9 protein-coding genes are annotated in these 14,732 nt (G+C 68.5%); 4 read left to right on the plus strand and 5 right to left on the minus strand.

The genetic code is table 11. The features are described from left to right. Nucleotides 1-17 precede the first annotated feature (17 nt). The 5 genes from AC0IYU_RS30025 to AC0IYU_RS30045 form a co-directional block, all read right to left on the minus strand. Nucleotides 18-788, minus strand: coding sequence for a mechanosensitive ion channel family protein (locus AC0IYU_RS30025; RefSeq protein ID WP_472124784.1), 771 nt, complete (start codon nucleotides 786-788; stop codon nucleotides 18-20). A 34-nt stretch (nucleotides 789-822) separates the two neighbouring features. Beyond that, nucleotides 823-4,167 carry a maltose alpha-D-glucosyltransferase gene (gene treS / locus AC0IYU_RS30030; protein WP_472124786.1) on the minus strand — a complete coding sequence of 1,115 codons (3,345 nt, stop codon included), beginning with the start codon at nucleotides 4,165-4,167 and terminating at the stop codon, nucleotides 823-825. A 12-nt stretch (nucleotides 4,168-4,179) separates the two neighbouring features. Then, nucleotides 4,180-6,231 (minus strand): alpha-1,4-glucan--maltose-1-phosphate maltosyltransferase, encoded by a 2,052-nt coding sequence (locus AC0IYU_RS30035; RefSeq protein ID WP_472124789.1) that lies wholly within the window; start codon nucleotides 6,229-6,231, stop codon nucleotides 4,180-4,182. Beyond that, nucleotides 6,228-8,144 (minus strand): 1,4-alpha-glucan branching protein GlgB, encoded by a 1,917-nt coding sequence (gene glgB / locus AC0IYU_RS30040; RefSeq protein WP_472124791.1) that lies wholly within the window; start codon nucleotides 8,142-8,144, stop codon nucleotides 6,228-6,230. The genes AC0IYU_RS30035 and glgB overlap by 4 nt, the downstream gene beginning before the upstream one ends. A gap of 167 nt (nucleotides 8,145-8,311) precedes the next feature. Continuing rightward, entirely contained in the window at nucleotides 8,312-8,578 is a 267-nt protein-coding gene (locus AC0IYU_RS30045) for a hypothetical protein (RefSeq protein WP_472124794.1), read from the minus strand. 199 nt (nucleotides 8,579-8,777) lie between these two features. Here AC0IYU_RS30045 and AC0IYU_RS30050 point away from each other — a divergent pair, with 199 nt between their 5' ends. The 4 genes from AC0IYU_RS30050 to AC0IYU_RS30065 all read left to right on the plus strand — a co-directional run bounded on the left by AC0IYU_RS30050 (nucleotide 8,778) and on the right by AC0IYU_RS30065 (nucleotide 14,614). After that, nucleotides 8,778-10,487 (plus strand): alpha/beta hydrolase family protein, encoded by a 1,710-nt coding sequence (locus AC0IYU_RS30050; RefSeq protein WP_472124796.1) that lies wholly within the window; start codon nucleotides 8,778-8,780, stop codon nucleotides 10,485-10,487. 166 nt (nucleotides 10,488-10,653) lie between these two features. Further along, nucleotides 10,654-11,376, plus strand: coding sequence for a 2Fe-2S iron-sulfur cluster-binding protein (locus tag AC0IYU_RS30055; protein WP_472124799.1), 723 nt, complete (start codon nucleotides 10,654-10,656; stop codon nucleotides 11,374-11,376). Next, complete coding sequence (locus AC0IYU_RS30060) at nucleotides 11,373-12,365, plus strand: FAD binding domain-containing protein (protein WP_472124802.1); 993 nt, start codon at nucleotides 11,373-11,375, stop codon at nucleotides 12,363-12,365. The genes AC0IYU_RS30055 and AC0IYU_RS30060 overlap by 4 nt, the downstream gene beginning before the upstream one ends. Nucleotides 12,366-12,376: 11 nt before the next feature. After that, the gene (locus tag AC0IYU_RS30065; protein ID WP_472124805.1) at nucleotides 12,377-14,614 is read left to right on the plus strand and encodes a molybdopterin cofactor-binding domain-containing protein; all 2,238 of its coding nucleotides are present in this window, start codon (nucleotides 12,377-12,379) and stop codon (nucleotides 14,612-14,614) included. The last annotated feature ends 118 nt before the right edge of the window (nucleotides 14,615-14,732 follow it).

Genomic DNA, 14,732 nt, shown 5'->3' on the forward strand with positions numbered 1-14,732 from the left:
GTCAATCAATCAATCAGTCAGCGCGGCGGGCGGTCGTCGAAACGGGGCGGCGGGTTGGTGCTTCCCACCGGGCCCACCGGCGTCACCGGGGGCGTGCCCTTCAGCGTCTTGCCGTCCCTGATGACCTCGCGCGGCCACCAACGCTCGATCTGCGCCTTCGCCCAGTCCTTGCCGGCCAGGCCGAAGGCCAAAGCCAACGCAAAAACCACGCCCGCCAGGATCACCAGGAAGCTTTCGCGCACGATGTCGCCGCCCACCTTGATCTGGTCGAGCGCAATCAGGATCACGAAAGCCATCACCGCGTACTGCGCCATCTTGGCGAACAGCATCGCGTCCTGCATCTTCACGCCGCGAAAGTAGCTGCCCACCGCGTCGCCCACGAACTTGGCGAAATACGAGCCGAAGGCCAGCACCAGCAAGGCCACGGCCACGTTCGGCACGAACCACACGATGCGCCCCAGCAGGTCGGCGATGTAGCTCAGTCCCATGCCGTTGAAGGCGATCAGCAGCGACGCCAGAATGACCAGCCAATACGCCAGCACCCCGAACACGCTGCTGGTGTCGCCCCGCCAGCCCCCCTGGCGCAGGAAGTTGTCCAGCCCCGCGCGCTCGGTGAGCACGTTGAAGTTGATGGCGCGCAGCGCCTTGGTCACCGCGAACCGCACCGCCTTGGCGATGACCCAGCCCACGAACACCACCACCAGCGCGACCAGCAGGCGCGGGATGAATGCCCCCACCTGGTAGAGGATGGCGCGCAGCGGCTCCAGGTGAATGCCGAAGTTTTCCATGATGAGTCTTTCCCGAATTTGATGGGGGGTGGTGTCAGGTGCGCGACGGGCGAATGAGAGAAAGCACGCCGTGCAACGGCACCTGCACCCAGTCGGTGCGGTTGTTCAGCTCGTAGCGCAGTTCGTAGAGGGCCTTCTCGAGCTCGAACAGGGAGAGCAGCTCGGCGTCGAGGGGCGCACCGTCGGGCGCGGCCATGGCCTCGGCATAGCCCTTCAGGAAGGCTTCGCGCGTGGCCTGCTCCCAGGCGATGGCGGGCGCGGCGAGCTTCTCGGCCTCTTCGGGGCTTTGCGCCACGCGCCGCAGGGCGGACCAGCGCGCGTAGTTGAACGAGCGCAGCATGCCCGCCACGTCGCGCAACGGCGAGCCCTTGGCGCGCCGCTCCTCGAAGCTGCGCGCGGGCTCGCCCTCGAAGTCGATGATGACGAAGTCGTTGTCCTTCACCAGCACCTGGCCCAGGTGGTAGTCGCCGTGGTAGCGGCTCTTCAGTGCGGCACCGCCACCACCTTCGCCGACGAAGCGACGCTCGGCGATGTTGGCCTGCAGCGCATCGGCCGCCGCCAGCAGGGCGTTGGCGTCGGCCTGCGTGCCGGCCGGCAACCCGCCGATGCGCTCGCGCAGCAACGCAATCGTGGCGGTGGCGTCGGTGCCCGCATGCGTGCGGTAGCCCGCCACGTCCGTGGCCGCGAGCGGCTCGGGGTCGAAGGCAGGCGCGCCGGTGCGGGTGGCCAGCGCGCGGTGCAGCTCGCCGGTACGCCGGCCCAGGGTGGCCATCAGCGCCAGGAAGCCGCCGTGCACCGCCCCCACGTCGGACCCGTCGGGCGCGGCGCCGTCGGTGGTTGCCACGTCGCGCAGAAAGCGCTCGAGGTAGCCCAGCGTGTAGTCCCAGCCGTCGCCCTGGTTGGCGACGTAGCTCTGCACCATGGCCAGCGTCATGGTGCGCCCGTCGGTGGTGATGTATTCGAGCGCGCCCAGCACCGGCACGCAGTTGGGGTACTCCACCTCGGTCAGGAAGCGGCCCATCTCCAGCTCGGGGTTGATGCCCAGGCGCACGTGGCGGTAGCCCTTGAGGAACAGCGTTTCGTTCAGCGTCACGGCGGTGTTGCTGCTCACGCCGCTGGGCCGGCCGACAGCCAGCGCGTCGATGTCGATGTTCAGCTCGCCGAACGCGGCGGTGGGCTTGAACACGAACCTGCCGTTGCCCGTGGCCAGTTCGGCGCCCTGGCCGATGGCGCGCACCAGCTCGCGGCAGAAGGCCTCGTCGTAGAAGGCGTCGCCCATCAGCCCGACCTGCGCCTGCTGGCGCACCTTGGCGAGCGCGGCCTGCGCCACGCCGGCCATGCGCTCTTCGTCACGCTCTTCCCAGGCGAGCGCCAGCGGCATGAAGTAGGTCGCGCCGCCGGGCGGTCCGTCGAGTGCCAGCAGCGGCAGCATCCAGCTCTGGCCGTTGGCCTCCCACACCGCATGGTCGGTCATGCGCGCGCGCTGGATCGGCACGCCCTTGGAGGCGTACCAGCGCTGGATCTCGATGTGGCGCGGCAGCGTGTCCAGCTCGAACTGGTTGCGCATGCGCTCGGCCATGCCGATGCGCCACGGCATCACGCGGTCGCGGAAGAAGCTGGTCCAGCCGTCGAACAGCACCAGCGTGGGCCAGTCCTGCAAGGCCACGCCCTGCTCGTGCCAGCTGGGCGCATCGGCCTCGGCCGTGAGCTTGAACCAGTAGAAGCCGTACGACGACAGCGTGAGCAGGTAAGGCAGCTCGCCGATGGGCGGAAACGCCGAGCGGCCCAGCATCTCGATGGGCACGTGCCCCTTGAACTCCGACAGGTCGAGTTCCACCGGCTGCGCCGCGCGCGACAGGTTGAACACAGCCAGGATCACGTCGCCGTCGTACTCGCTCAGGTACGCCAGGATCTTGCGGTTGCCCGGTTTCAGAAAGCGCCGCTTGCCGCGCCCGAAGGCGTGGCTGGTCTTGCGCACGGCCAGCATGCGCTTGGTCCAGTTCAAGAGCGAGCTGGCGTCGCGCGCCTGCGTTTCCACGTTGAGCGCCTCGTAGCCGTACATCGGGTCCATGATGGGCTGCAGGTACAGGCGCTGCGGGTCGGCGCGCGAGAAGCCGGCGTTGCGGTCGGGGCTCCACTGCATGGGCGTGCGCACGCCGTTGCGGTCGCCCACGAACACGTTGTCGCCCATGCCGATCTCGTCGCCGTAATAGATGATGGGCGAACCCGGCATCGACAGCAGCATGCCGTTCATGAGCTTCACGCGGTCGAGGTCGTTCTCCATCAGCGGGGCCAGGCGCCGGCGAATGCCCAGGTTGATGCGCGCGCGCGTGTCGGCCGCGTACATGGTGTACATGTAGTCGCGCTCCTTGCTGGTCACCATCTCGAGCGTGAGCTCGTCGTGGTTGCGCAGGAAGATGGCCCACTGGCAGCCCTCGGGAATGTCGGGCGTCTGCGCCATGATTTCCACGATCGGGTGGCGGTCTTCCTGCGCAATGGCCATGTACATGCGCGGCATCAGCGGAAAGTGATACGCCATGTGGCATTCGTCGCCGTCGCCGAAGTACTCGCGCACGTCCTCGGGCCACATGTTGGCCTCGGCCAGCAGGAAGCGGTTCTTGTACTCGGCGTCGATGGTCGCGCGCAGCTGCTTGATCACCGCGTGCGTCTCGGGCAGGTTCTCGTTGCTCGTGCCGTCGCGCTCCACCAGGTAGGGAATGGCGTCGAGCCGGAAGCCGTCCACGCCCATGTCGAGCCAGAAGCGCATCGTCTTCAGGATGGCTTCCATCACCGCCGGGTTGTCGAAGTTCAGGTCGGGCTGGTGGCTGAAGAAGCGGTGCCAGTAGTACTGCTTGGCCACCGGGTCCCAGGTCCAGTTCGAGGTCTCGGTGTCGGTGAAGATGATCCGCGTGCCCTGGTAGATCTGGTCGGTGTCGCTCCACACGTAGAAGTTGCGCTCGGGCGAGCCGGGCGGCGCCAGGCGCGCGGCCTTGAACCACGGGTGGTCGCTCGAGGTGTGGTTGATGACCAGCTCGGTAATGACGCGCAGGCCGCGCTTGTGCGCCTCGGCCATCATTTCGCGGAAGTCGGCCAGCGAGCCGTACTGCGGGTGCACGTCTTCGTACTCGGCAATGTCGTAGCCGTCGTCGCGCAGCGGCGACGGATAGAACGGCATCAGCCAGATGGTGTTGACGCCCAGGTCCTTCACGTAGTCGAGCTTGGCGGTCACCCCCTGGAAGTCGCCCATGCCGTCGTTGTTGGAGTCGAAGAAGGCCTTGACGTTGAGCTGGTAGATCACCGCGTCGCGGTACCACAGCGGATCGTCGCTGGTGTCGATTTCCACGGTTTCAAGCGCGATGTGCGAGACAGGTGCATTCATGGGCAGTCGACCTCAAAGAAAGTAATCGAAGTCGCGCTCGTCGCCATGGCGACGACGGACCACGAAGATGTGCGCGGGTGCGCTGTGGGGATCGAGCCGCACGTAGTGCCAGTCGCCCTGCCAGATGAAGCGCTGACCGCTGAGCAGGTCGTGCATCTGGAAGCCGCGCGACGGCGGGCTCACGCCCACGCTGCCGGGCTCCAGCCCCACCCAGCCCGACTGCGGCGTATGCGGGTCGAGGTTGACCACCGTCACCACCACGTTGCTGCCGTCGGCCGAGGTCTTGGCGTAGGCCAGCAGTTGCGGGTTGTCCACATGCAGGAAGCGCAGCGTGCGGTCCCATTGCAGGGCGGGGTTCTCGCGGCGGATGCGGTTCACCCGCGCGATGAAGGGCGCCAGGCTTTCGGGGTCGTCGTGGTTCCAGTGGCGCAGCTGGTACTTCTCGGAGTCGAGGTATTCCTCGCCACCGTGGTCGCGCGGCAGGTGCTCGCGCAGCTCGTAGGCCGGCCCGTAGATGCCGTAGCTGGCCGACAGCGTGGCGGCCAGCACCAGCCGCGACATGTAGACCGAGGCCTCGCCGCCCTGCAGCTGCTCGTGCAGGATGTCGGGCGTGTTGGGCCACACGTTGGGGCGAAAGTAGTCGATGCCCGGCGCGGTCGACAGCTCGGTGAAGTACTCGACCAGCTCCTCCTTGGTGTTGCGCCAGGTGAAGTAGGTGTAGCTCTGCGAGAAGCCACCCTTGGCCAGCCGGTGCATCACCTTCGGGCGCGTGAAGGCCTCGGCCAGGAAGATCACGTCGGGGTGGGTGCGCTTGATCTCGGCAATCACCCATTCCCAGAACGGAAAGGCCTTGGTGTGCGGGTTGTCCACGCGGAAGATGCGCACGCCCTCGCCCACCCAGTGCTCGAACACGCTCTTCAGCTCGGTCCACAGGCCGCGCCAGTCCTCGCACTCGAAGTTGAAAGGGTAGATGTCCTGGTACTTCTTGGGCGGGTTCTCCGCGTACTGGACGCTGCCGTCGGGCCGCCATCGGAACCAGTCGGGGTGTTCCTTCACGTACGGATGGTCGGGGGCGCACTGGAAGGCGATGTCCAGCGCAATCTCCAGGCCGTGGTCGGCCGCGCGCGCGAGCAGCTGGCGAAAGTCCTGCGGCGTGCCCAGCGCGGGCAGGATGTCCTTGTGCCCGCCTTCGGCCGCGCCGATGGCCCAGGGGCTGCCCACGTCCTGCGGCCCGCTCACCAGCTTGTTGTTGGGGCCCTTGCGCTGCATACGGCCCACGGGGTGGATCGGCGGGAAATACAGCACGTCGAAACCCATCGCGGCGATGGCCGGCAGGCGCGCCTCCACGTCCTTGAAGGTGCCGTGCACGCCTGGCTCGGTACCGGCCGAGCGCGGGAACAGTTCGTACCAGGTGCTGAAGCGCGCGCGCTCGCGGTCGGCCACCAGCGGCAGCTCGACGGGGTAACGCGCCTCGTGGCGACGGTCGGGATGGCGGCGCGCGGTGTCTGCCAGTTCGTCGTCGAGCGCCAGCGCCTTCAGCGACACGGCGTCGGCACCGGGCGTGGCGGCCACGGCGTCGAGTTCGGTGGCCCAGCGCTGCAGCGCGGTCTTGTCGGCACCATCCGCTCGCCCGGCGGCGGCCGCGATCTCGAGCGCGCCCACCTGCGAGGCGATGCGCACGTCGTCGGGGTCGACGCGGCGCGCCATCTCGCTGCGCCACGACTCGAAGGGGTCGACCCAGGCGACGGCGGTGTACACGTAGCGGCCGAGCGCGGGCGGCGAGAAGGCGGCCTCCCACACGTCGTTGCCCAGCGGCTTCATGGGCACTTCGCGGAACGCGGCCTGGTCGTGCGCGCGCCAGCACAGCTGCACGCGCAGCACGTCGTGCCCGTCGGTGAAGCAGTGCGCGCGCACGCGCACGCGCTCGCCGGCCACGCATTTCACGGGGAAGCGGCCGTTGTCCACGGCGGGCAGCACGGCGTCGATCACCGCGCGCACGTTGCCGTGCGCGTCCGCGATGTCGCTCGCCACGGGGGTCTGGCGGGTGGCAAAGATGTTCTTCATGGTGTGGTGCGTTGCTCCAGGATCAGCGTCGAAAGGGGCGGCAGGGTCAGGCTCACCGACTGCATGCGGCCATGCGAGCGCACAGGGGCGGCTTCCACGCCGCCGAGATTTCCCCAGCCCGTGCCGCCGAACTCGGCCGCGTCGGTGTTGACGACTTCGCGCCAGAAACTGCCGCCCAGAACGCCGTCGATGCCGCCCGGCACGCCCAGCACGTAGTTGGTTCGCGGTACCGGCGTCATGTTGCAGACCACCAGCAGCGGCGGGCTGCCGTCGGCGGACTTGCGCAAGAAGGCGAACACGCTTTTCTCTTCATCGTCCGCGGTGATCCACTCGAAGCCGGCCGCGGAAAAGTCGAGCTGGTGCAGCGCGGGCGCCTCGCGGTACACGCGGTTGAGCTGCGCCACCAGCCGTTGCAGGCCGCCGTGGCCGGTCTGCTCGGTCACCCACCATTCGAGCTCGCCGTCGTGCGTCCATTCGCGGCGCTGGCCGAACTCGCCGCCCATGAACAGCAGCTTCTTGCCCGGGTGCGCCCACATGAAGCCGAACAGCGCGCGCAGGTTGGCGAACTGCTGCCAGTTGTCGCCCGGCATCTTGTTGATGAGCGAACCCTTGCCGTGCACCACCTCGTCGTGCGAGAGCGGCAGCACGAAGTTCTCGTTGAAGGCATACACCAGCGAGAAGGTCAGCTTGTGGTGGTGGTACTTGCGATTGACCGGGTCTTCCTTCATGTAGTCCAGCGTGTCGTGCATCCACCCCATGTTCCATTTCTCGCCGAAGCCCAGGCCGTCCATGTCGGTCGGGCGGGACACGCGCGGCCAGGCGGTCGACTCCTCGGCCACGGCGAGCGTGTCGGGGAACTCGCGGTACACGGCGCGGTTGAGCGTGCGCAGGAAGTCGATGGCTTCCAGGTTCTCGCGCCCGCCGTGGCGGTTGGGGATCCACTCGCCGTGCTTGCGCGCGTAGTCGAGGTAGAGCATCGAGGCCACCGCGTCCACGCGCAGCCCGTCGAGGTGGTACAGGTCGAGCCAGAACAGCCCGGACGACACCAGGAAGCTGCGCACCTCGGGACGGCCGTAGTTGAAGATGCTGGAACTCCACTCCGGATGGAAGCCCTGGCGCGGGTCCGCATGCTCGTAGAGGTGCGTGCCGTCGAAGTAGCCCAGGCCGTGCTCGTCCGTCGGGAAGTGAGAGGGCACCCAGTCCAGCAGCACGCCGATGCCCTGCTGGTGCAGGTGATCGACCATGTACATGAAGTCCTGCGGCGAGCCGTAGCGCGCGGTGGGCGCGAAGTAGCCGGTGGTCTGGTAGCCCCACGAGCCGTAGAACGGGTGCTCGGTCACGGGCATGAGCTCCACGTGGGTGAAGCCCATCTTCTTCACGTAGGCGCCCAGTTCGTGCGCCAGCTCGCGGTAGCCGAGGAACTGCCCGTCATGCCGGCGCCACGAGCCCAGGTGCACCTCGTAGACCGACTGTGGCGCGTCCAGCGCGTTGTTCGCGCCGCGCGTGGCCATCCATTCGTCGTCGTTCCATTCGTACGAGAGTTCGCAGATGCGCGAGCCGGTGGCCGGCGGCAATTCGGCGCTGAATGCCACTGGGTCGGCCTTGTCGACGGTGTAGCCAGCAAAGCGCGAACGAATGCGGTACTTGTAGGTCTGCCCGAGCGCGGCCTGCGGCACATGCCCCTGCCAGATGCCGGTGTTGTCGGGGCTGGGTGAAAGAGGGTCGGCTTCGCCGGACCAGTAGTTCCAGTCGCCGACCACCGACACCGACTCGGCGTTGGGCGCCCACACCGCGAAATTGACGCCGCCACCGGGCTGCGGGTGGGAACCCAGCAGGTCGTACAGGCGGGCGTGGGTTCCTTCGTGGAAAAGATAGGCGTCTCGCGCGCCCAGGAGTGAATGGTTCAGAGGCACCGGCGTTCCTTGATTGAGGGCCAGCGACACGCCTGTTCGAGGAACATTTGCGTTTTTCGTCTGGCGGAACCTCAATTTGCGGCGGTGCCGCATGCCGTGGCTACGGTCTGAACCTACTCGCCTTGTCGGAGAGTTGCCCGTATGCCGGCGTCTCGCCCGGCGCCCGCTCAGGCGTGCAGCGCGAAGTCGTCGAGGGTCAGCGTGATGGGGCTGCGCGGCGCAGCCCGGTAGCGTGCAACGGCCGCGGGCTCGATCACCTGGAAGTGCTTGCGGCACACCTCCAGCAGCCGGTCGCCGACCTCGCGCGTTCCGAACCCGTCGTGCAGGGTGTGCTCGGAAATCTGCACGATGACGCGCGGGCCGCCCGGGCCTTCGGGGTAGACGGCGAAGCGCACGCTCGCCGTGTCGAAGCAGTAGATGCCTTCGAAATTCATCTGTCTTGTCTCCTGTAATTCGGGGCAAATTGAGCGCCCTCCCACGGCCATTGGAGAGTGGACATAGGCCCGTGCGCATGCAGGAAGATTCCTACGCACGGCAAGGCGCGCGCTTGCACGCACAGGGCGTGTTGGCTTTGGTGGCGCGGCGCCAATGCGGCGAAGATCGGGCCTCCAGATTTCCGGAGACCCTGTCTCGATGACCGAACTGAAAACGCGGCACGCGCTGCTCTCCCGCGGCGCCACGGCGTGCGGCCTTGCGGCGCTGCTTTTGCTCGGCGCCTGCACCTCCGCCACCACCGAAGCGCAGCGGCAAGCCAGCGCCAGCAAGCCCCCGCCCACCGACTGCACCGCATGGGTCGGCACCGACCGCAACGCCATGATGGGCGGCTACCTGCTGCCGCAAGGCACGGGCTCCGGCGGCGGCGGCATTGGCCCCAAGGTGTGCGTGCCGGTGCTCATGACGGCCAACCCCACGCCGGCCGACTACGCGGGCGGCGACTACCACGTCAGCGAGTTCACCGACGAAAAGCTCAAGGCCCGCTGGCGCGCCTGCAAGGACGACGCGGCCTGCTTCAAGCGCATCGACGCGCAGATGCAGCGCTGGCTGCCGCCCAACAAGGAGCGCGCCACGCGCTCGACCGGCGTGGTCGACCCTTCGGGCAGGATCGACCCCGAAGGCCAGGTCGACCTGAAGGCCATCCGCCGCCCTGCCTTCTTCGCCAAGGCGCCCTACCGCGAAGGCATTGCCGAGGCCGATGCGCGAACCAGCATCGTCGAGTTCACGGTGCCGCGCGACGCCTTCGAGCGCATCGACCTGAAGATGACCGGCGACATCAAGCTGCGCGGCTGGTACATCGAAGGCGCGGGGGTCGACGCCGGCAAGGGCAAGAAGACGCGCGCACTGGTCATCATGGCGCCGGGCGGCGGCGGCCAGCTCACGGCCATCCAGCATCCGGACGAGGTGGCCTACCGCACCGACGAGAAGACCGGCAAGACCACGCCCGTGAGCTTTCCCAACGCGACCACCGAGACCATGGGCCAGCGCTGGTGGCGCGAGAACCTGTACGCGCTGAACCAGGCGGGCTACGACGTGCTGGCCTACGACCGGCGCGGCGAAGGGCTGTCGGGCGGCTTCAGCGACACCAACACGCTGGAGCAAGGCGAGGACGTGTTCCGCGCGCTCACCGCGCTGGACACCGGGCGCGGCCTGCGCATCCTCACGCCCCAGGGCCAGCTGCTCGAAGGCGACGCCACGCGCGGGCGGCTGCTCGCGGGCATGCCGGCCAGCGAGATCCCGCTGGTGCTGGGCGGCTACTCGCGCGGCTCCATGTCCACCGCGTGGGCCATGACGCGCAACTACGTGGCCCAGTGCAGCTTCGACATGCCCGAGCCCAACTGCACGCCGCCCAAGGGCATGCGCAACATCCGCGGTGCGATTCTGCTGTCGTCGTTCGCCAGCGGCGCGGGCTACGTGGGCGACTCGCCCGACCTGGCCGACCGCAACCTGTTCCTGGGCGGCATGGCGGCCGACCACCACATCGTGTTCTATCCGAACTCGTCCACGCTGGCGGGCATGGACCGCTGGCCCGCCGCCTTCTTCGGCAAGGGCCTGTGGGACCGCGCCGAGACGCTGGAGGGCACCATGGCCGCCTACAACCGCATCCGCGGGCTGAAGGAGATCGTGGTGGCGCGCGGCCCGCATTCGATCGAGACCTGGCCCGAGTCCGACCGGGCCTACCTGCGCGAGCGCATGGTGGCGTATGCCAAGGCGGTGATCGTGGGCGGGCGCACCATTCCGGACGCCAGGAAATGGAAGGACTTCAAGTCGCTGGTGGCGACCACACCCGATTCGTGGGAGCCCTCGTCGCGGCCCAGGCCCGAGGGGAACACCGGCAAGTCGCCATGAACGAACGATGAGCCTGGGCAGCCGCCCGTCGGTGGCTGCCTACACCACGACAGCGTGAATGCGCTGTCGCCGCACTTTCGGGGCTCCCTAGGATTTTCTTCAAGCGCAGCGCTTGTGCAGGCCGTTCTCCGGGCCGCGAGCCGCGCGCTCTCCCGGAGATCCCCCGATGAAGTTCGAAAACCATTCCCAAGGCGCGGACGCCGCCCGCGCACGCGTCACGCGGCGCGCCGTGTTCCAGTCGGGCGCCGCGCTCGTCGGCGCCAATGCCACGATGCTCGCCGCCGCACAGGCCGCGCCTGTGGCCGCCCAGGCGGCCAACGCCGCGAGCCCCCAGGAACCCGCGCCGCAGCGCATGCAGGTGCAGTTGCAGATCAACGGCCAGCCGCACCGCCTGGAGGTCGACACCCGCACCACCCTGCTCGACGCGCTGCGCGAGAACCTGCGCATGACCGGCACCAAGAAGGGCTGCGACCACGGCCAGTGCGGCGCGTGCACGGTGCTGGTGGAAGGCCGGCGCACCAATTCGTGCCTGACGCTGGCGGTGATGCACGACGGCCAGTCGGTCACCACCATCGAAGGCATGGCGCAAGGCGATGCGCTGCACCCGCTGCAGCAGGCCTTTCTGGAACACGACGGCTTCCAGTGCGGCTACTGCACGCCGGGGCAGATCTGCTCGGCCGCGGGCATGCTGGCCGAGGCTCGTGCGGGCATGCCGAGCCATGTGACGCGCGAGCTCACCGGCCCTGCCGGCGAGCCGGCCAACGTGTCGCTCAGCGACGCCGAAATTCGCGAGCGCATGAGCGGCAATCTCTGTCGATGCAGCGCGTACCCCAACATCGTCGCGGCCATCCAGGTCGTGGCCAGGAACGCATCGGGAGCGCGCTCATGAAAGCCTTCAGCTACGAACGCGCCGCCACGCCCGAAGCGGCGGCCACCGCGGCCGCGCGCCCCGGCGCGCGGATGATCGCGGGCGGCACCAACCTGCTCGACCTGATGAAGCTGCAGGTCGAGACACCCGCGCACCTGGTGGACATCAACCGCCTGGGGCTGGACACCGTGGAGCCCACCGCAGAGGGCGGCCTGCGCATCGGCGCCATGGTTCGCAATGCCGAACTGGCGGCCGACGCGCGTGTGCGAAAGGACTACGCGGTGTTGAGCCGCGCGCTGCTGGCCGGCGCCTCGAGCCAGTTGCGCAACAAGGCCACCACCGGCGGCAACCTGCTGCAGCGCACGCGCTGCTACTACTTCTACGACACCGCACGCGCCTGCAACAAGCGCGAGCCGGGCACGGGCTGCTCCGCGCTGCAGGGCTACAACCGCATGCACGCAGTGATCGGCGCCAGCGAGCAGTGCATTGCCACGCACCCGTCGGACATGGCCGTGGCCATGCGCGTGCTCGACGCCAAGGTGGAAACCGTGTTGCCCGGCGGCATGCGCCGGGTGATTCCCATTGCCGACTTTCACCGCTTGCCGGGCGACACCCCGCAGATCGAGACCGACCTGCAGCCGGGCGAACTGATCACCGCCGTCACCCTGCCGCCGCCGGTGCCCGGCCACCACGTGTACCGCAAGGTGCGCGACCGGGCTTCCTATGCGTTCGCGCTGATCTCGGTGGCGGTGATCGTGGACGCCAGCGGCGGGCGCATCCGCTCCGCACGCATGGCCTTCGGCGGGCTGGCGCACAAGCCGTGGCGCGTGGAGGCGGCCGAGGCGCGGCTGGCCGACACCGTGCTGGACGACGCGGCGATCGATGCCGCCGCCGACACCGTGCTGGCCGGCGCCCGCGGGCGCGGGCACAACGACTTCAAGCTCCCGCTGGTGCGACGCACCCTGCAGGCCACCATCACCGAAGCCGCGCGTGCAGTGCGTGCCGCCTGAGGAACCCTCCCATGGAAATGAACGCACCCTCCGCCCGCAACCCGATCGACGAGAACCGCGGCGGGCTCATCGGCAAGCCCATCGCCCGCGTGGACGGCCGACTCAAGGTGACGGGCAAGGCGCCCTATGCCTACGAAGTGCAGGAGGCGCCGGGCGCACCCGCCTACGGCTTCATCGTGGAGGCCACCATCGCCAAGGGCCGCATCGCCGACATCGACGCCTCGGCCGCCGAAGCGGCGCCCGGGGTGCTGATGGTCATGACCCACCGCAACGCCCCGAAGCAAGGCGCATGGGGCCCCGTGGACGCCAAGGACCGCTTCGCGCGCTCCTCGCCGCAACTGGCGAGCGACCGCGTGCGCTACTACGGCGAGGCCGTGGCCTTCGTGGTGGCCGAGAGCTTCGAGGTGGCGCGCGCCGCCGCGAAGCTGGTGCGCGTTCGCTACGCCGTGGAGCCTGGCGAGTTCGACATGGCCGCCGCGCAGGGCAAGGCCGAGACACCGAAGGACGACGAGCAGCAAAAGGCCGACAGCCGCATCGGCGACTTCGAGCCGGCCTTTGCCGGCGCGCCCGTGCAGGTCGACGCCACCTACACCACGCCCACGCACATCCACGCGCAGATGGAGCCACACGCCACCGTCGCCTGGTGGAGCGGCGACAAGCTGACGGTGCACTGCGCGGCGCAGTTGCTGGAGAGCGCGCAGAACGCGGTGGCCAACACCCTGCAGATACCGCCATCGAAGGTGCGCATCGTGAGCCGCTACATCGGCGGCGGCTTCGGCGGCAAGCTGCCGATCTACGGCGACGTGATGCTCTCGGCCATGGCCGCGCGGCAGCTCAAGCGCCCGGTGAAGACCGCACTCACGCGCCAGCAGATGTTTCACTTCACCACGCACCGCAGCCAGACCGTGCAGCGCGTGCGCCTGGGTGCCACGCCGGACGGCAAGCTCACCGCCATCGGGCACGACTCGCTGTCGCACAGCGCGCGGTTCGACAACTTCTATGAAACGGCCAGCACGCAGACGCGCACGCTCTACGCCGCGCCGAACCGGCTCACCACGCACCGCGTGGTGAAGCTCGACCTGCCGATTTCAGACTCCACCCGCGCACCGGGCGAGGCGGTCGGCATGCTGGCGCTGGAGCAGGCCATGGACGAGCTGGCCGAAAAGCTCAGGCTCGACCCCATCGAGCTGCGCCGGCGCAACGAGCCCGCCATGGACCCGGAGAAGAACATTCCCTTTTCGACCCGCCAGCTGCTGCGCTGCATGGACGAGGGCGCCGAGCGCTTCGGCTGGAACCGGCGCAATGCGGCGCCGGGCGCGGTGCGAGACGGCCGATGGCAGATCGGCCTGGGCTTTGCTGCGGCCATTCGCAGCAACCTGCTGATGGACGCCAGGTGCGCGGTGTCGCTCGACCGCCAGGGCGTGCTCACGGCGCGCATGTCCATGACCGACATCGGCACCGGCAGCTATACGGTGTTCACGCAGATCGCAGCGGAAATGCTGGGGTTGCCGGTGGACAAGGTGCGCATCGAACTGGGCGACAGCGACTTCCCCGAAACGCCCGGCTCGGGCGGATCGTGGGGCGCGGCCAGCGCCGGCTCCGCCTTGTTCGACGCCTGCACCCAGCTGCGAGAGCAGATTGCGCGGCGCATGAACGCCAGGCCGGCCGACGTGGTGTTTGCCGACGGCCACGCCACGGCCGCAGGCCGCAGCGAAACGCTGGGCGCGCTGGCGGGCACCCTCGGCCTGCGCGCGGAAGGCCAGATCAAGAAGGGCGACATGGCAAGCAAGTTCTCCCAGCAGGCCTATGGCGCGCACTTTGCCGAAGTGGCGGTCGACATGGACAGCGGCGAGATTCGCCTGCGCCGCATGCTGGGTGTCTTCGCGGCGGGCCGCATCCTGAACATGAAGACCGCCACCAGCCAGGCGACGGGCGCCATGATCTGGGGCGTGGGCTCCGCGCTGTTCGAGGACGCCGTGGTCGACACGCGCTTCGGCAGTTTCGTGAACCACGACCTGGCCGAATACCACCTGCCCTCGCATGCGGACATTCCCGCCGTGGAGGCGGTGTTCCTCGACGAGGTGGACGACAAGACGAACCCGCTGAAGATCAAGGGCGTGGGCGAGCTGGGCATCTGCGGCGCGGGCGCGGCGGTGGCGAATGCGGTCTACAACGCGACCGGCGTGCGCATTCGCGACTACCCGCTGACGCTGGACAAGGTGCTGGGGCTGCAGGCGCCGCAGGGCTGAAGCCGTGAGGCCCCGGAGCCTCTTTCGACAAGGCAAAAAAGAACCCAGCGCCAAGCTGGGTTCAAGCCTCTTCGCTGCCAAGCGTCGAGGCCCTCGCAAAAGGAAGAAAGAAGCAGCT

It is taken from the genome of Variovorax sp. AC103, assembly GCF_979254005.1.

What these genes read in the sequence shown, in the direction of transcription:
- AC0IYU_RS30025 (WP_472124784.1), bottom strand. Translation starts at nt 788, where the DNA reads ATGGAAAACTTCGGCATTCACCTGGAGCCGCTGCGCGCCATCCTCTAC.
- treS (WP_472124786.1), bottom strand. Translation starts at nt 4,167, where the DNA reads ATGAATGCACCTGTCTCGCACATCGCGCTTGAAACCGTGGAAATCGAC.
- AC0IYU_RS30035 (WP_472124789.1), bottom strand. Translation starts at nt 6,231, where the DNA reads ATGAAGAACATCTTTGCCACCCGCCAGACCCCCGTGGCGAGCGACATC.
- AC0IYU_RS30045 (WP_472124794.1), bottom strand. Translation starts at nt 8,578, where the DNA reads ATGAATTTCGAAGGCATCTACTGCTTCGACACGGCGAGCGTGCGCTTC.
- AC0IYU_RS30050 (WP_472124796.1), top strand. Translation starts at nt 8,778, where the DNA reads ATGACCGAACTGAAAACGCGGCACGCGCTGCTCTCCCGCGGCGCCACG.
- AC0IYU_RS30055 (WP_472124799.1), top strand. Translation starts at nt 10,654, where the DNA reads ATGAAGTTCGAAAACCATTCCCAAGGCGCGGACGCCGCCCGCGCACGC.
- AC0IYU_RS30060 (WP_472124802.1), top strand. Translation starts at nt 11,373, where the DNA reads ATGAAAGCCTTCAGCTACGAACGCGCCGCCACGCCCGAAGCGGCGGCC.
- AC0IYU_RS30065 (WP_472124805.1), top strand. Translation starts at nt 12,377, where the DNA reads ATGGAAATGAACGCACCCTCCGCCCGCAACCCGATCGACGAGAACCGC.